Origin of the sequence: Acinetobacter sp. MYb191 (assembly GCF_037572605.1) — a bacterium.
Lineage (GTDB): Bacteria > Pseudomonadota > Gammaproteobacteria > Pseudomonadales > Moraxellaceae > Acinetobacter > Acinetobacter johnsonii.
This window is the reverse complement of sequence record NZ_JBBGZP010000021.1, coordinates 409,877-427,597: the sequence shown is the minus strand read 5'-3', so window position 1 is coordinate 427,597 and position 17,721 is coordinate 409,877. Positions and strand designations below refer to the sequence as shown.

At 40.1% G+C, this 17,721-nt stretch carries 15 protein-coding genes; 6 read left to right on the top strand and 9 right to left on the bottom strand.

Going from position 1 to position 17,721, the window contains the following annotated elements; genetic code table 11:
• Positions 1–391 precede the first annotated feature (391 nt).
• Positions 392–2,623, top strand: coding sequence for a TonB-dependent siderophore receptor (locus tag WH214_RS15780; RefSeq protein ID WP_339422526.1), 2,232 nt, complete (start codon positions 392–394; stop codon positions 2,621–2,623).
• 204 nt (positions 2,624–2,827) lie between these two features.
• On the top strand, positions 2,828–4,051 hold the full coding sequence (gene gltS, locus WH214_RS15775) for a sodium/glutamate symporter (RefSeq protein ID WP_339422527.1): 1,224 nt from the start codon (positions 2,828–2,830) through the stop codon (positions 4,049–4,051).
• Between the two features lie 232 nt (positions 4,052–4,283).
• Here the strand turns inward: gltS and WH214_RS15770 are convergent, their stop codons facing one another.
• The 3 genes from WH214_RS15770 to WH214_RS15760 all read right to left on the bottom strand — a co-directional run bounded on the left by WH214_RS15770 (position 4,284) and on the right by WH214_RS15760 (position 7,424).
• On the bottom strand, positions 4,284–4,769 hold the full coding sequence (locus WH214_RS15770; RefSeq protein ID WP_339993729.1) for an Lrp/AsnC family transcriptional regulator: 486 nt from the start codon (positions 4,767–4,769) through the stop codon (positions 4,284–4,286).
• 216 nt (positions 4,770–4,985) lie between these two features.
• A complete protein-coding gene (locus WH214_RS15765) occupies positions 4,986–6,350 on the bottom strand; it encodes an amino acid permease (RefSeq protein WP_004981955.1) in 1,365 nt (454 codons plus the stop codon).
• A 216-nt stretch (positions 6,351–6,566) separates the two neighbouring features.
• Entirely contained in the window at positions 6,567–7,424 is an 858-nt protein-coding gene (locus WH214_RS15760) for an alpha/beta hydrolase family protein (protein ID WP_339422528.1), read from the bottom strand.
• A gap of 123 nt (positions 7,425–7,547) precedes the next feature.
• On the opposite strand from WH214_RS15760, the gene WH214_RS15755 reads away from it, so the two are divergent.
• The gene (locus tag WH214_RS15755; protein ID WP_339422529.1) at positions 7,548–8,006 is read left to right on the top strand and encodes a hypothetical protein; all 459 of its coding nucleotides are present in this window, start codon (positions 7,548–7,550) and stop codon (positions 8,004–8,006) included.
• A 68-nt stretch (positions 8,007–8,074) separates the two neighbouring features.
• Here the strand turns inward: WH214_RS15755 and WH214_RS15750 are convergent, their stop codons facing one another.
• Positions 8,075–8,311 carry a hypothetical protein gene (locus WH214_RS15750; RefSeq protein WP_004696541.1) on the bottom strand — a complete coding sequence of 79 codons (237 nt, stop codon included), beginning with the start codon at positions 8,309–8,311 and terminating at the stop codon, positions 8,075–8,077.
• 493 nt (positions 8,312–8,804) lie between these two features.
• A complete protein-coding gene (gene brnQ, locus WH214_RS15745; RefSeq protein ID WP_087012341.1) occupies positions 8,805–10,091 on the bottom strand; it encodes a branched-chain amino acid transport system II carrier protein in 1,287 nt (428 codons plus the stop codon).
• A gap of 350 nt (positions 10,092–10,441) precedes the next feature.
• On the opposite strand from brnQ, the gene map reads away from it, so the two are divergent.
• Entirely contained in the window at positions 10,442–11,236 is a 795-nt protein-coding gene (map, locus tag WH214_RS15740) for a type I methionyl aminopeptidase (RefSeq protein WP_339422530.1), read from the top strand.
• Between the two features lie 302 nt (positions 11,237–11,538).
• On the opposite strand, the gene WH214_RS15735 is transcribed toward map, so the two are convergent.
• Both WH214_RS15735 and WH214_RS15730 read right to left on the bottom strand, forming a co-directional pair.
• The gene (locus WH214_RS15735) at positions 11,539–12,447 is read right to left on the bottom strand and encodes a LysR family transcriptional regulator (protein ID WP_004981950.1); all 909 of its coding nucleotides are present in this window, start codon (positions 12,445–12,447) and stop codon (positions 11,539–11,541) included.
• Positions 12,448–12,558: 111 nt separating this feature from the next.
• Entirely contained in the window at positions 12,559–12,990 is a 432-nt protein-coding gene (locus WH214_RS15730; RefSeq protein WP_339422531.1) for a phosphohydrolase, read from the bottom strand.
• A 62-nt stretch (positions 12,991–13,052) separates the two neighbouring features.
• Between WH214_RS15730 and WH214_RS15725 the strand changes: the two genes are divergently transcribed.
• Positions 13,053–13,379, top strand: a complete 327-nt coding sequence (locus WH214_RS15725; protein ID WP_004696551.1) for a hypothetical protein — start codon at positions 13,053–13,055, stop codon at positions 13,377–13,379.
• Positions 13,380–13,439: 60 nt separating this feature from the next.
• Here the strand turns inward: WH214_RS15725 and glnG are convergent, their stop codons facing one another.
• Positions 13,440–14,921: a nitrogen regulation protein NR(I) gene (gene glnG / locus WH214_RS15720; protein WP_125280528.1), complete on the bottom strand. Its 1,482-nt coding sequence runs from the start codon at positions 14,919–14,921 to the stop codon at positions 13,440–13,442.
• Positions 14,908–16,017 (bottom strand): nitrogen regulation protein NR(II), encoded by a 1,110-nt coding sequence (gene glnL, locus WH214_RS15715; RefSeq protein ID WP_004696555.1) that lies wholly within the window; start codon positions 16,015–16,017, stop codon positions 14,908–14,910. Before glnL ends, glnG begins: the two co-directional genes overlap by 14 nt.
• 351 nt (positions 16,018–16,368) lie before the next feature.
• Between glnL and rimO the strand changes: the two genes are divergently transcribed.
• Positions 16,369–17,712: a 30S ribosomal protein S12 methylthiotransferase RimO gene (gene rimO / locus WH214_RS15710; protein ID WP_339422532.1), complete on the top strand. Its 1,344-nt coding sequence runs from the start codon at positions 16,369–16,371 to the stop codon at positions 17,710–17,712.
• The last annotated feature ends 9 nt before the right edge of the window (positions 17,713–17,721 follow it).

The following is a 17,721-nucleotide window of genomic DNA, read 5'->3' as shown; positions in this document are numbered from 1 at the left end:
AAATAGACCAAGATACACTTGGTCTATTTTTTTGTTGTCATATTTATAATTATAAAAAATTAGAGCATTATAAATATAGATTGTTTGTTTTTTACTCAGTTTTCTGTGAAAAGGAACGTATATCTACAATACAAATATCTTAAATCTAAATTAAAGATGTATTTGCTAATGATAATTAGTATCACTTGCGTTATTTTTTGTTTATAATTTTTCGACATGGATTGATATGTAATGACTCAAACCACTGAGATGTTCGAAAAGGATTTTACGAATCTTAGTACTTGTGATGCTACAAAGGTGCTTGTTTTACTTAAGCATAGTAGGCACGTGCGCACTTTAAAATTATCAATTCATTGTCTTATTTTTTCTCATTAGCTGTGAATGTCTTGATATGTTTAAACGTCCTTTGTCTACGCAAAAGCCACTTTATTTGGCGATGCAAATTATTTTCCTATCTTCAACTGCCATGCTGTCTATAACACACGCAAACACCGTGGAAGAGGAGGAGGCGAATGCAACGTCTCAGCCAAATGCACAGTTGGCGACCATTACCCTTACAGCTCAAGATAAAACAGCAGTTACCGAAAATACAGGCAGCTATACGACGAGTAGCACAAATACCGCAACCAAGTTAAATTTATCCCTAGGTGAAACCCCACAAACAGTCAAAGTCTATACCCGTGAATATTTGGATGACCGAAACATTGAGTCCTTCCAAGATTTGATGAGTAATATTACAGGTGTATCTACTCCGCGTACGGACGAACGTCAACGACCTTATGCACGTGGTTTTGATGTAGATTATTTCCTTATCGATGGAAAGCCAACAACTGCAAACTTAGTGGCAGCTGACCTAGATTTAAGCATTTATGATCGTGTTGAAGTCGTAAAAGGTGCTAATGGTTTAATGACTGGAGCTGGAAGCCCAGCAATGGGTATTAATTTAATCCGTAAGCATGCAAATTCAAAGGAATTTGCTGGATCAGTAAGTGCATCGGCAGGTTCATGGAATAGTTATTCAAGCTCGGCAGATCTATCTGCACCTTTAAATAATGATGGCTCACTTCGTGGACGCATCTTCGTAAAACATTCTGATGAAGATTCATTTATGGATTTTTATGAGAAAGAGCGAAATATTGTTTATGGTGCAATTGATTATGATATTAGCGATAAAACATTATTATCTTTCGCTGCATCTTATCAAGAGTTGAATCGCGATGGTGTGCGTTGGGGAGGCTTACCCGCATTTTATACCGATGGTACCAGAACCAATTTTGATCGATCACTAACAGTTAGTTCTGACTGGACGTATTGGGATGCAAAAACGACGATGCTTTTTGCTGACTTAAAGCATACTTTGTTTAATGATGTAAGCTTAAACGTTTCATATTTATACAGAAAAGAAGATTCATCTTCAAACTTGTTGTACACAACAGGGCAAGTGAATAAAGAAACAAATACACTTCCTGTCTATAATGAGACTACCAAAAAGTATAATGTTTCTGTTTATGCAGATGATCAACGTACCGATGAAAATAATGTCGATGTTTATATCGCAGCACCTTTCACACTTGCCGGCCGTGAGCAAGAGATTGTTATTGGAGGGGCATGGAATAAATCTGAACTAAAGAAAAATAACTTTGGAGGTTCTTATTATACGGGAGGGAATGTATTAAATGTAGATGCATTAAACTTTAACGATATGAATACCCAAATTGTTGTACCTATAGAAAAAAATCAAAAAGGTGTACTCAATAACACGGTTCAAACAGCAGGTTACATTTCAGGTAAATTCCATATTTTAGATCCATTAAAAGCCGTTGCAGGTGTTCGTGTTTCAAATTGGGAATACGAAGCAGCAGATGGTAACGGGAATAGAGAGTTTAAAAATGAGATTACACCTTACTTTGGCCTTATTTATGACGTTGCGCGAGATTATTCAGCATACGTGAGCTATACCAGTATTTTTAAACCACAAAACAGAAAAGATGTAAGTGGCAATTACCTTGATCCTATTGATGGTAAAAGCTATGAAATGGGTTTAAAAGGTGAATATTTGGATGGAAAGCTAAATGCCGCCTTATCTATCTTCCGAATTGAGCAAGATAATGTTGCAGAGCAATTATATGATTCAAATGGAAAAGAAGTAAAAGTTAAAGATAACAACGGGGCTGATACACCAGAAAATGCTTATTTTGCGGCTGAAGGTGTAACCAGTAAAGGGGTTGAACTCAACATTGATGGTGAGCTTAATGAGAATTGGGGGCTTAGCTTTGGTGTTGCCAATTTTGATGCTAAGGATGCTAAAGGTGTTGATTATAACTCTACCAGTTCTCGGACTACGGCAGACTTATTTGTTAAATATAAAAATGAAGCATGGTATGCCGGTGCTGGCCTAAATTATTTTAGTAAAATTTATAAAGGCACAGGTTCGACGCGTGTGGACAGAGGTGATTTGTATCTTGCAAATGCAATGCTGGGTTATAAGTTTGATCCAAATTTTAGTACACAACTCAATGTAAATAATTTATTTGATAAAAAATATTATGATGGAATAGGCTCAGACTCAATGATTTGGGGCGAACCAAGAAATGCAACATTAAGCTTTCATTATAAATTTTAATTTTAAAGTTACGCTGCTGTAAAAACAAAAAAGACTCAATTGGGTCTTTTTTGTTTTTAAGATGATGTAGTTTTAAAATACTGAGCTCAGTTTTAAAACATCATGTAATCTAAAGCATAGAAATTGTACATTGAGAAACTTTAGCCTGTTCATTACTGACTTATCTGTTTTAGAATTAATGCAATAAGCATCATTGGATACCTCATGAACTATCAATTCGATGCATTTATGACCATTGTTGCAGCAGTTGCTGTGCTATTGGTCGGTTATGTATTTGTGAATAAAGTCAGTATTTTAAAAAAATATAACATTCCCGAACCAGTTGCGGGTGGGTTGGTTGCAGCTGTTATCACTTATATCTTATTTAAAGGTTCAAACATAACTGTCAACTTTGATACCAATATTCAGCAAATTTTTATGCTGATGTTCTTCACCTCTGTGGGGTTAAGTGCAAGCTTAGTTAAGCTCAAAGAAGGTGGGAAGTCGCTGCTTGTTTTTTTGGTCTGCGTTATTGTATTTGTCCTGCTGCAAAATGTGGTTGGTATTAGTCTTGCCAAAGTTTTAGGTCTAGACCCGCTGATTGGTTTAATTACCGGTTCGGTCACACTCACAGGTGGTCATGGGACAGCAGGTGCATGGGGCACGATATTTGAACAAGAACATGGTGTGCATGGTGCGATTGTGCTGGGTATGGCAAGTGCAACATTTGGTTTGGTCATTGGGGGAATGATGGGCGGGCCTGTAGCTAAATTTCTGATACGTCGCTACCAGTTGGCTGAAGAAATTCCAGCTGCAACAGGGCGTAATGAAGCACCACCTTCAGCACAAACGGCTCCATTTGAATTTCCTGAAAAAACGCGTCTAATTACGGCAGATGATGCGGTCAAAACCATGGGGATGTTTGCCATTTGTATCAGCTTTGCATACTTCATGACAGCGGTAGCTAAAGGGCAGTGGTTTGAGCTACCAAGTTTTGTTTGGGCACTAATGTGTGGTGTGGTTTTACGTAATATTTTAGAGCATGGGTTGAGAGTTCAGGTTTTTGACCGCTGTATCGATGTATTTGGCAATGCTTCACTGGCACTCTTTTTAGCCATGGCGTTGATGTCCTTACAGCTTTGGCTGTTGGCAGATTTGGCTGGTCCACTGGTGATTATCCTGATTGTTCAAACACTGTTCTTAGCACTTTATTTGTACTTTGTGACTTTTCGTGTGATGGGCAAGAACTACGATGCTGCGGTACTTTGTGCAGGCCAATGTGGTGTCAACTTAGGAGCGACACCTACAGCAATTGCCAATATTCAAGCGGTAACCAATACTTACGGACCATCCCATAAAGCCTTTTTGATCATTCCGCTGACGGGCGCATTCTTTGTCGATATTGTGAATGCTTTTGTGATTCAGCTCTCAATTGGTATTTTGGGTTAATATTTTTAGAGATGATATCGTTAATAAAAAAGCACCTTGGGGTGCTTTTTTATTGGCTACCATTTTGTATTTGAATAATGTGTACTATTTAAAATATCAGTATTTTAAAACTTATAGACATTAAAAAGCCCCATGGTTAGGGGCTAGTCGTATGCACATCTAAGGCACATACTGTAAGAGGCTCATCTCATACTGCGTGTATTAAACCACATTTACACAATATTTGCAGTAATCACTCAATCATAATGAGGTCTGATTTATTTTCGAGTTTCAAAGGACGTAAGGCAAAAATGGAGCGTGTATGACGTACACCTTTCATTGAGTATAAGTTTTTACGCAAAAAGCGCTCATAGTGTTCTGCATTTTTCACTGCAACTTTGAGTAAATAGTCGTAATCGCCAGTCACTAAATGTGCTTCAACCACTTCAGGCATGTAAGCCAGTGCTTCACTAAATTGTTCTAAGATTTCATCATCATGGCGTTCAAGCGTAATTTCAATAAAAAACAGCTCATTAATACCAATGGCTTTTGAATTAATCTTTGCTGTATAGCCTTCAATGATGTTGAGATTTTCTAGGCGTTTTACACGTGTCCAGCAAGGAGAAGAGGACAGCCCAACTTTCTCAGCCAACTGGGTAACGGTCAGACGGCCGTCTTGGCGAAGTTCAGACAAAATACGGCGGTCAATTTTATATAAAACGTAGTTAGCGTCATTCATAACGTATTCCTTCGTATAATTTTCTTTATAAACTATTTTATGTGAAAATATTTCTCAATAAATGCTCAAAATAAGCAAATAAAAGAGAAACACTCTGCATCGGTCATGACTACAATAAAGTGATTCAATCAAAGTCATTTGGGAAATTGGCTTTGATTTGCAAACAGCGTCTTTAAAGGGAAGGGTGCCTTTTATTGGCGCTGTTTGCTGACTTATTTATTGTATTTTTTGCGTTTTTGATCTTTGTTTAAACCAGTAAGTTAGAGTTAAGCAGCCAATCCAAAGTGGAATCAGCATTACTGCAATTCGCATATCAGGTGTGAGCCACATCACCACTAAAATACCAAGCATAAATACAATACAGATATAGTTGCTGATAGGGTAAATCAAAGTTGGAAACAAAGTTGATTTTTGCAATGCCAGCATACGTTGCTTGAATTTTAAATGGGTCAACGCCAACATCATCCAGTTAATTACAATGGCTGAAACCACAAGACTCATCAGTAGTTTAAAGGCTTTTTCTGGAAAGATATAATTCAATACGACACACAGTAAGGTCACCAATGCAGAGCATAAAATGGCTGCATAAGGAATGCCACGCTGGTTAATTTTCTTTAAAAATTGTGGAGCATTGCCTTGTTCTGCCAGACCTAGCAGCATACGACTCGTGCCATAACTGGTGCCGTTATACACCGATATAGCTGCGGTTAAGACCACAAAATTCAGCACAGTTGCAACGCCTTGACTGCCTAAGGAGTCAAAAATCAAAACAAAAGGACTACCGCCTTCTGCGATTTGATTCCATGGAAACAACGAGAGCAGAACGATGATAGTAAGCACATAAAACAGTAACACACGGTAGACAATTTGATTGACTGCTTTAGGAATAGTCGTGGTCGGATTTTTAGTTTCCGCAGCTGCAATACCAACGAGTTCAATCCCCCCAAAGGAAAACATAATTATGGCCATCGCCATGATTAAGCCAGAAATCCCATTGGGAAAGAAACCGCCTAGAGCCCAGAGGTTGGAAATAGAGGCATGTGCACCACCGTGACCACTTGCCAGTAACCAAGCGCCATATCCAATCATGCCAATGATTGCGAGAATTTTAATCATGGAGAATAAAAATTCTGTTTCACCAAAGACTTTGACATGCAGCAGGTTGATGGCATTGATCAGTACAAAGAAACCAAGCGCTGAAATCCATGTGGGAATTTCAGGCCACCAATACTGGACATAGAGGCCGATGGCACTGAGTTCCGCCATGCAGACCAAGACATTGAGTACCCAATAGTTCCAGCCCGACATAAAGCCGGCAAAAGGGCTCCAAAACTTATAGGCAAAATAACTAAAAGAGCCACTCACGGGTTCTTCAACCACCATTTCACCCAACTGGCGCATCATGAAAAATGCAATTAAGCCCGCCAGTGCGTAGCCTAAAATAACGGAAGGGCCAGCCAGTTTAATGGTTTGAGAAATGCCTAAAAATAGGCCTGTACCAATAGAGCCGCCTAAAGCAATCAGCTGAATATGGCGGTTGCTCAGCCCATGCTTAAGCTGGGGTTGCTGTTGTGCAGACATGATTCATCCATCTCTAGCACATGCGATAGACATCACATGAACTATGACTTAATAAAAATTCGTGGTGGAAATATAATATTTATTTATCGATTAATGAAATTAAATTTATCAATAGCGTTGGTTTTTATCTGAAAGCTGCAATTTTGCGGTTAAAATAAAGCCAGCCAAGCAAGTGCTGCTTGAACTGGCGATAGGCTTGGCTTGATATGTGCCGCCTTAAGATGAAAGCTGTGCTGCAATTTCAGGCCATAAGTTTTGATGGGAACGCTTAAACATCGCCATATGACCAATGGCTTTGTGGCCATATGCCTGTGGTTTGAGTTCAATTTGATCTGTATGTGCATTTGGGTAAAGGCTGAGTAAGCCTTTGACATTCACTTGCGTAGCAATTTCATCATCCGATGCCCAAATGGCTGTGATTGGACAGCGAATATCACGGTGGAAGTCATCTTGTACTGTTTTGCCTAAGGCATTGATTACATAACCTGGTTTGCTGCAAAACTGTGCCCAATCACGTGCCACATCTTTGGGTAGGTTTTCGCCCATGCCAATGGCATTGGTCGGCCCATAGCCTAAGGTATAACGTGCAATAGGAAAGATTAGTTTAAACATCACAGGAGCCAGGAGTTTAGTACGACCTTTCAAATCTTTTACGTGTCCTGTTGAGCCTGCAACAGCAACGACTTTTGCGACTTTTTCATAGTTTGGGTTAATACCTAAAAGTTGCCCACCTGCACTATGACCGAGCAAAATCACTTGTGTCGCTTGGGTCTTATTCAATAACACCTCCATCGCCGCAGGGATATCCAATTGCCCCCATTGCACGATGCTGGCTTTCGACTTTTTAAGTGGTTCATGCAAAGACTCACCAATGCCGCGAAAATCAAAAACCAAAACGGCATAGCCTTGTTCTGCAAGCCATGATGCAAAATGGTGGTAAAACTGTTGAGTAATACCTGTGGCAGGGCAGATTAAAACAGGTAGGGCTTGTTGTGTACCTTGGGCTGCATAAAAGCGTCCACTGAGTGAATAATGGTCAGAGCAGGTAATAGCTAAAGTTTCGTAATTTTGCATAATCGGTTAAGCATAAAATTTTTTTCTACTCTACCTAAGTTCCAAAAAGAAACTTGTCTAATCTATGACTTTGAAGTCAAGTAGATCTGTATAGAATAGAGTGAAAATAAAAAAGGAAAACACATGCAGTTTGTTGAATTAGATATGTCGGTAAAATTTGCACTTTTGTTTAGTGGGATTTTTCTGTTTGTTGGGATGCTGACAGGGGTATGGAAATATGCGCAAATTCGCCATTCACCACAGTTTCGCGCGCACTATTATGTTGATATAGCGCACCGCAGCAGTTTGTTATATGCACCTGCAAGTTTAATTATTGCGTTAATGGCCGCAATTTCAGTCTGGGCTGAACCTTTGAACATGCTGTTTGTGGGAATCAATTTATTCTTTTTTAGCTTCTCTATACTGAGCTATATTGTGCATGGGCTATTGCAAGACACCAATAACCAATTTCGTAGTCCGCATGTTCTAGGCAAATGGACTTTACCCAAATCAATTATGTTGATGGCAATGATGGCATTGGTTGTGGGGGAAATTGTGGCGACGTTGGGTTTGTTGTGGGGAATGTTTTTAGGTTTATTTTAAGTTGTTCTTATAGTTTTTCTAATTTTTATACTTTTACAAAGGTGGATGACTAGTCATCCACCTGTTTGCTAGTCAATTGACTGTGTGGCCTTTCGGAATTTTTGATCGACGACTGCCCATAAATAAAAGGCAAATGATACGACGATAGCGTAAGCAAAATATTCAGCTTTAAGGTTACCTTGAATTAAGCCATGCATGATCATAATGACCATCAGGGCAATGGTGGTACTTAAATACGTCACCATATTCTTGTTTGCCTTCAGAGCGTTAATGAAGACTTGCTTGTTGAAATGTAATGATAACATCTCCATCCCTCCTTGAGTTTTTGACTAAAAACCAATGTGTTTAGTCGGATTAGTTCTTAATGTTGTACTGCTAAAACTTGCGTTGATCAAGAGCAAAAACAACTATTTTTCAGAGAAATTATGCTATACCAATCAGAAAATATGTGTGTAGCATTTTTTTAGTGAATAAATAGTATTTCGTTACCGTATAAGGTGACAAATAAATGATGCATGTAAGCTTATACATAGATTGTATAAAGCAATATTGATGCCATGAATGGCTTGCTAGGACAGGCTTTAAAGAATTTTTTATTTTCTAATATTAAATTTATAAGAGATATGAAGGTGTTGATATACGACTTTAGCGGTGTATATAAAATGTGTCAGTATGTACAAAAACTGATGTAGAAAGAAATGAAACAATATGTGTCCATTTGGATAAAATGTGACAAATATTGATCATGCTTAAAATCAGGTTTGGGTAAAACCAGACTTTAACAACATCAGTTTTTGCTTACTTTTTCACTTTGTCGATTACAACGGCAATTGCAAAAACCACCAGTGATGGAATAAGCCATGCAAGGTTTTGTTCTGCAAGAGGTAAGTGAGTCAGTGCATAAGGTAGTTCAAAGTTTGCAACTTTTAAACCGTCTAGAAGACCAAAGACCAAAGACACTGCTGTAACAGGTGCAATCACTCGTCGAGGATGATTAAAGAATTTCCAGCCAAAGCTCAGCATAATCACTACAATGGCAGGTGGATAAATTGCACTTAAAACAGGCACAGAAAAGGCGATGAGTTTGGTTAAACCTAAGTTTGAAATAATGAAAGAGAAACCAATCAGAATGAAAACCCAAACTTTATAGCCAATTTTAGTGATCGAACTGAAATATTCAGCACAAGCACAGGTCAGGCCAATCGCAGTGACCATACACGCAATAAAAATCATGGCAGAAAGGAAAATAGAACCTAAGTCACCAAATGCATGTTGAACATATGCATGCAGGATCACTGCACCATTGCTCGCATTTGCTGCGACTTCATGGCTTCCAAGGCCAAGTTTAAATAAGCTGAGATAAACTACAGTTAATCCAATACCAGAAATGATACTCGCAATAACCGCATAACGTGTAATCAGTTTAGGATTGCTTACACCGCGTGAACGAATGGCTTGAATAATCACAATACCAAAAACCAAAGCACCTAAAGTGTCCATGGTTAAATAACCATTTACAAAACCTTCAGAAACAGGGCTGTCGACATAATTATTGATGGCTGGCGGAACGAAACCCGTTGGAATCATCATCGCCGCAATGCCAAGGATGGCCAAAGATAAAATCTTCAGTGGCGAGAGTACATAACCAACCGTGTCTAAAATCTTGTTTGGATACAGTGAAATGAGGGTGACTACACTAAAGTAGATTGCACTGTAGATCAGCAAGCTGCTGCTTGATGTTCCAAGATAAGATGAAAAACCAATTTCATAAGAAACGGTTGCAGTACGTGGTGTCGCAAAGAGTGGCCCGACAGTTAGGTAACACGTAATGGTTAAAATGAGGCTGGCTATTTTACCCAAAGGTGAACTTAAAATTTGAATCGAACCTTCGACACGTGACAGCGCAATAATGGTGATTACAGGTAAGCCCACAGCAGTGATTAAGAAACCAAAAGCTGCTAGCCATACATGCTCACCCGCTTGTTGAGCCACAATCGGTGGAAAGATAATGTTGCCCGCACCAATGAAGAGTGCGAAAGTCATAAAACCCAAAGCAACAATATCCCGAGTACGCAGACTTGTCATAAAAGGGAGATCGAGTTGAACAAAGGGGACGATTTTAGTGCATAAGTGTTTTTTTGGCTAATTTATTTCATGGGTGGTATTAAATTTTTTTATAAGATGAAAAGTGAATATATCAACTTGTAAAAAATAGGTTGATATATGTGATTGATTATCAATTTTAAAATAGAAAAATTATAAATATTAAAAGCTTGAGGTGCTATTTTTTCTAAATTAAAAGTTGTAGTGCAAATGCTTTAAAATTACACAAATTTTTTAAAGGCTGGTTGTTGGAGGCTACCCTAAGATTTAAGTTTGAACAAAAATATTGAGAAAAGGTCTATACTTGCGACTTCATAATTGAGGATATTTCAATGCGTGGCTTAAATGTGAGCATAAAAACTGAACAAGATGTAGAAAAACTTCGTATATCTGGTCGTTTGGCTGCCGAAGTTTTAGCGATGATTGGTGAACATGTAAAGCCGGGTGTTACGACTGAATATCTGGATGATATTTGTCATGACTTCATTGTAAATACCTTAAAAGTGACGCCTGCCAATATTGGTTATCATGGCTATACCAAAACCACCTGTATTTCTCCAAATGAAGTAGTCTGTCACGGTATTCCATCGCCGAATGTTGTACTCAAAGATGGCGATATTATTAATATTGATGTGGCGATTATTAAAGATGACTACTTTGGTGATACCAGTCGTATGTACTATGTGGGTACAGTGAAACCGGAAGCCAAAAAGCTAGTCGATACGACTTATGAGGCGATGGTTGCAGGTATTCATGCTGTGAAGCAAGGTGCAACGTTGGGTGATATTGGTTATGCCATTCAAACAGTTGCGCACCGTGAAGGTTATAGTGTGGTACGCGAGTATTGTGGTCATGGTATCGGCAAGGTTTATCACGAACAGCCAAGCGTATTGCACTATGGTCAACCAGGTAAGGGGATGCAGCTTAAAGCGGGCATGGTGTTCACGATTGAACCGATGATTAATATGGGCAAAGCACATGTCAAAGAGCTCAAGGACGGTTGGACAGTCGTGACTGCCGATAAGTCTTTAACTGCGCAATGGGAGCATATGGTACTCGTGACTGAAACAGGTTTTGAGTTACTATCACCTTGGCCTGAAGGTACGGGCACTTATCCAGAAATTTAAGTTGATGTTTTGTAGGTGATTAAATTTTAGACTTTGGTCTAGCTTTGTGGCCTAAAAGCTAAATTAAGTCTTAAAATCAATAACTGATATTTTTGAAACCTTTTATTTATCGGGTTTTTGATATTATATGATTAAAACTTATACATGTAAGCTATTGGCCTAGACTTTATTTTGTCACTAAAATTGTTTCCAAGATACTCGCTGTAGTTTTTTATTTTGAAAGTTTATGAGCTTATCCACCTCGGTTAAGCTCTTTTTTTTGTCTAATGGATTGGCTCAATGTCATTGAGCATGTGTAGGGTTTAAAGTGATTTATTTGAGCTAAGGTGTTCAATTAAATAGTCAATAAACACACGGACAGCAGGCAGTAAACCACGACGTGAAGGATACACAGCGTGAAAAATACCGTGTGGTGCTTTCCAGTCGGGCAGTACACGAACCAATTCACCACTTTTCACCATATCTTGTACGATGCTGTCTGGAAGTAAGGCAATACCGCAGTTCTTACGGACCAGTTGAGCCAACATACTCAAATCAGACCCCATCACGACAGGATTGACGCGTATTTTCTTTTGTTGCTGCGCATCATTATGCACGATGATATGTTGATCTAAATGCTCATCAACCATACTCAGTATATGATGTTGGCTTAAATCTTCAGGTTGTTTCAGTTCACCAAATTCATTTAAGTAGGCTTGGCTGGCAAATAAATGCTGCTCGATATTTTCAAATTTACGAATCACCAAACTTGGATCATCGTCTAGATTGGAGCGGACGCGAAGGGCAATATCAAAACCTTCGTTTATAATATCCACACGGCGATTGGTCACCATCATTTGTACTTTAATTTCGGGATAGGTTTTTAAGAAGCTCGGTAAAATACGTGCAATTTCGTTTTGTGCAATCGATACTGGCAGGCTGAGTTTAATGACACCGCGCGGTTGTAAACTGAGATGATCGACCAAATCGTGTGCAGCTTGTGCAGCATTCATCATCACTTGCGCATGACGGTAAATGTTCATGCCAATATCGGTCACGGCGAAGTGTCGAGAGCTGCGTTGAATTAGGCGTACACCCAAGCGCTCTTCGAGGTTATACACACGTCGACTGAGTTTGGATTTGGGAATATCTGTTGCGCGTTCGGCTGCGCTAAAACCACCATGTTCAACCACTTGAGCAAAACAATAAAAATCATCTAAATCGCTTAACATTCACGATGTCCATTTGTGCAACGATAGGCTTAATTAAAAAGTGATCGTTGCAGTTTGTCAATTTTGAAATTGTAGAGATTTAATTGAAAATACTCGGTTATTCAAAGGGTTTCACAGTGTTTTCGCTTGTTTGAGTATTTCAAGCACTACTTTATATTCTTCAAGCCGTGCAAAGTCGTGTGCTGTTGGGTTGTTTATGCGCGAAAGGTTCATATTATCGAGTACATCGACATATTTCATTTGGGTTGCAAGAGGGTTTAATACAGTGCGCTTGGCCGCTTCCAAACGTGATTCACCTGTTTGTTTGGTCAGTGCTTGTATGGATTGAATGATCTCGGCACTAAAGCCAAGCGCTTCTAAGTCTTCAGCAGTCGTTGAGGTGTCTTCCAAAATGTCATGCAACACGGCAATGATTTGTAGGGTGGGATTGGAAAATTGCAACATGAGGCGTAGTGGATGCAAGATGTAAGCTTGTCCGCCCTTATCGAGTTGGCCAGCATGTTGGGTTGTAGCCAGTGCAATGGCTTTTTCTAAAGTCGACATGATTATTCTAGGCACTTTATCCTATGCTAAACTTCGCAGCATCTTTGTTTAAAAGCTAAATTATGACTTATCAATTGATCCCACTAGACTGTGAAGCGACAGATCCTGTAGCGTGCCCACACTGCCAACAACAGGTAATTGATTGGTCTCAGGAACAATACGTTCAGCCTTGTGAACATACCTTATTTATTGCGATGGACATTGGTTTCGAATATATCACAGATGAATTTGAAGCGACCATGCAGCGCAGTGTTGATGATCTCCATGCGCATGATGATCAAGTGATTATGTTTGAAGAGTTAACCCAAGCCAGTTACCCAAAATTTATAATGTTAAAAGCACCACTAGGTGTTGAAGGTTATTCACGTTATTTGGGTTTTACGGCTTAATAAATAAAAGCGCCATTGCGGCGCTTTTATTTTGAGTTGGTTATGGGGCGGAATCTGCTTTTAGTTTTCTAAAACTTCTTCTTCACTTTCATCATCCGCGGTATCCATACCTAGTTCTTTGAGTTTACGCGTAAGGGTGTTGCGCCCCCAACCGAGTAACTCAGCCGCATGCCGTTTACGGCCACGGGTTTGTTGCAGCGCAGCAATGATCAATGTGCGTTCGAACATTGGGGTGGCGATATCGAGAATTTTCATCTCGCCATTTTTCAGCTTTTGCACAGCCCATTGACCCAATAACTCGTCCCAATGATGCACCGCAATGCGATCTAAGTTATGCGCGGCTTGTGCATCTTCACCTGAGCGGGTAATTGGAATTTGCTTCAGTTCTGACGGAAGGTCTTCAGGATAAACTTCACGCCCTGTAATCATGACTGTTAACCAGCGGCAGGTATTCTCGAGTTGACGTACGTTTCCTTGCCAAGGTAACTGTTGCATATATTCTTGCGTTTCAGGGCGAAGGATTTTAGGGCTGACACCTAATTCTTTGCCTGCGCGTGCCAAGAAGTGCTGCGCCAACATCGGGATGTCTTCGCTACGATGCGCCAGTTTTGGAATGTGAATGCGAATCACGTTCAGACGGTGATATAAGTCTTCACGGAAGCGACCATCATGTACCAGTTTTTCTAAGTCTTGGTGCGTTGCCGCGACAATACGGACATCTACTTTTACTGGAATATGACCACCGACACGGTAAAACTCGCCATCAGCCAGGACACGCAGTAAGCGCGTTTGTGTTTCAAAAGGCATATCACCAATTTCATCTAAAAACAGCGTTCCGCCATTGGCTTGTTCAAAGCGACCTTGGCGTTGTGTATTTGCCCCTGTAAATGCACCTTTCTCATGACCAAAAAGCTCTGTTTCAATTAGGTCTTTTGGAATCGCGGCCATATTGAGCGCAATAAAAGGTTTACTGCTCCGTGGTGAGTGGCGGTGTAAAGCATGCGCAACCAACTCTTTACCTGTGCCAGATTCACCATTAATCAGCACTGTAATGTGTGACTGAGACAAACGACCAATCGCGCGGAAGACTTCCTGCATAGCAGGAGACTCGCCAATGATTTCGGTCGATTGAATCGGTTGTACGGTTTTTGCCGATTCTTGCTGCTGCATTTTGGTGATATGCAAAATCGCACGATTCACCAAGGCTAAGGCTTCATCAATATCAAAAGGCTTGGGTAAATACTCAAATGCGCCTGTTTGATAACTTGAAACAGCAGACTCTAGGTCGGAGTGAGCCGTCATGATAATGACAGGTAAGTCAGGGTAGTTAGCTTTAACTTTCGCTAAAAAAGTTAAGCCATCGATGCCCGGCATGCGAATATCGGTCAAGATCACATCGGGTGCATCTAAACTGAGCTGGTCTAGGGCGGATTGAGCTTCTTCAAAACTTGTGACGTCAAAACCTTCTTCTTTGAACGTTTTTTCCAGCACCCAGCGCATGGCGCGATCGTCATCAATTACCCATATTTTATTTCGCGACATGGTTTAACTCCCAAGGTATATATAAGCTAAAAGTAGTTTTTCCGGGAACAGATTGGCATTCAATCATTCCGTTATGTTGATGCATAATATTTTGCGCAATACTTAAACCCAGTCCTGTGCCTTTAGCACGACCCGTGACCAGTGGGTAAAATACGGATTCTAAAATTTCTTCTGGAACGCCTGGACCATTGTCTTCGATATCAATCCTCACCACGGAGCGTTGCAGTACACCATTGATGGTCACTAAACGTTGAATACGGGTGCGTAACATTAGTTCAGGTTGGTGGTCGACAAAGAACTCTTTATTTTCAGTCATGGCTTGCACAGCATTGACGCTAATGTTCAACATGACTTGTATCAACTGATCACGATCGGCCATGACTTCAGGTAATGACAAATCATAATCACGGGTGATCTTAATTTTCTTTTTGGTTTGGTTGGTAATGAGTGAGCGAACGCGCTCTAAAGGCTCATGTACATTGACCAATTCATAACTTGGAAGCTGACGAGAACCAAGCATGGTATCTGCTAAATTACGTAAGCGATCGACTTCACTAATAATAATGTCTGTGAACTCGCTATATTGCGGATCATTGAGGCTACGCGCTAACAGTTGTGTAGCGCCGCGAATTCCGCCCAACGGATTTTTAATTTCATGTGCAACACCGCGAATCAGTTGGCGTGCGACTTGATGTTGTTGTAAGAAATTTTCTTCCTTGGAAATTTTGAGCATCCGATCAATCGGATTGATCTCAATTAAAAGCAAAGGATGATAGGGTTTATTTGAATTTAGCTGTGACACGGTATAGTCAACATGAATATCTTTAAAGTTGACCTTTATAATGGCTTCACGACGGGTGTAGTGTTGTCCCGAGTTTAGAGTATTGAGAAGTGCTTCTTCTGTATTGAACTCATCATTGGGTGCATGGAGTAAATTAAGCGCAGGTTGGCCAGAGGCACGTAAAAGACTGATATCAAATAATGCTTCGCAAGAGGAATTTAAGTAAAAAATATTTAATTTACTGTCGACCAATAAAATCGCAGTGGTCAAATTGTCCACTAAAAGGCGATAGTCGATAGAAATAGGGTGATCCATTAGCGAATGTATCCTGTATTAAAATAGCGCAATGGCATCTTGATAAAGCATTAACCGTTCCAAATAGCGGACTGAATTGATGCAAATAAAGCAAAATGCACGCCAACTTTGATTTTGTATAGTGAAATGAGCACACTTTTTTTGCGGAATGCGCTGTAAATGAACGATTAGCTAAAGATATAGCGGATTCTAAAAATCAAGTAAACTGAAAGTGACTTAAAATGGTGCGTTATACTGATTCTACTACAGTGTTGGTTTTATTTTGGTGCATTAAACAAAGAGTGTGGAATCGATCTGTTTTTATAAACAGAAAAGACATACAATACGCGCATTCTAGTGGAGCGCAGATTCATGAAATCCCCCAAAGTCGGTTTTGTTTCTTTAGGTTGTCCTAAGGCATTGGTTGATTCCGAACGAATTTTAACTCAGTTGAAGACTGAAGGTTATGATGTAGCATCAGATTATGATGGTGCGGATTTAGTTGTTGTAAATACCTGTGGTTTTATTGAATCTGCAGTGCAAGAGTCTTTAGATGCCATTGGCGAAGCCATGAGTGCGAACGGTCGTGTAATCGTTACGGGCTGCCTAGGTAAAGACGAAGACAAAATTCGCCAAATGCACCCAAATGTCTTAAAAGTGACAGGGGCGGCTGCATATCAAGAAGTGATGGAAGCCGTGCACCAATACGTGCCTGAGCCAACAAAACACAACCCATTTATTGACCTTGTTCCAGAACAAGGGATTCGTTTAACGCCGAAGCATTATGCGTACTTAAAAATCTCAGAAGGGTGCAACCATCGTTGTACCTTCTGCATTATTCCAAGTATGCGTGGTGACTTAGTGTCTCGCCCAGTCGGTTCTGTTTTAGAAGAAGCGGCTGCGCTTAAACGTGCCGGTGTAAAAGAAGTACTCGTTATCTCCCAAGATACTTCTGCTTACGGCCTCGATACCAAATACAAATTAGACTTTTGGAATGGTCAACCTGTTAAGACGAAGTTCTATGACATGTGTGAGGCCTTAGGTCAACTGGGTATTTGGGTGCGTTTGCACTATGTCTATCCATATCCACATGTGGATGCAGTGATTGACTTGATGGCACAAGGTAAAATTTTGCCTTATTTGGATATTCCATTCCAACATGCCAGCCCAAAAGTTTTAAAACTAATGAAACGACCTGCGCATAGTGAAAATACACTTGAGCGTTTAAAGCTGTGGCGTGAAAAATGTCCTGACTTGGTGATTCGTTCAACTTTCGTTGTGGGTTTCCCAGGCGAAACTGAAGAAGATTTTGAGATCTTACTTGAGTGGTTGAAAGAAGCACAACTTGATCGCGTAGGCTGCTTCACCTATTCACCTGTTGAAGGTGCAACAGCAAACGACTTGCCAGATCACGTGCCTGAAGAGATTAAGCAACAGCGTTATGAACGCTTTATGGAAGTGCAACAGGCGATTTCTGCTGCAAAACTTCAAAAGCGTGTTGGTCAGAAAATGACGGTGCTGGTCGATGAGCTGGATGAAGAATTCCCCGTTGCGATTGCACGTTCATACGCAGATGCTCCTGAAATTGATGGCAATGTCTTTGTGGAAGATATTGATAAAAGCCAGATTAAATCAGGCGATTTGTTAGAAGTCGAAATTACCGATGCAGATGAATATGACCTCTACGCACAATTGATTTCGATTAAATCGAATTAAGACACAAAT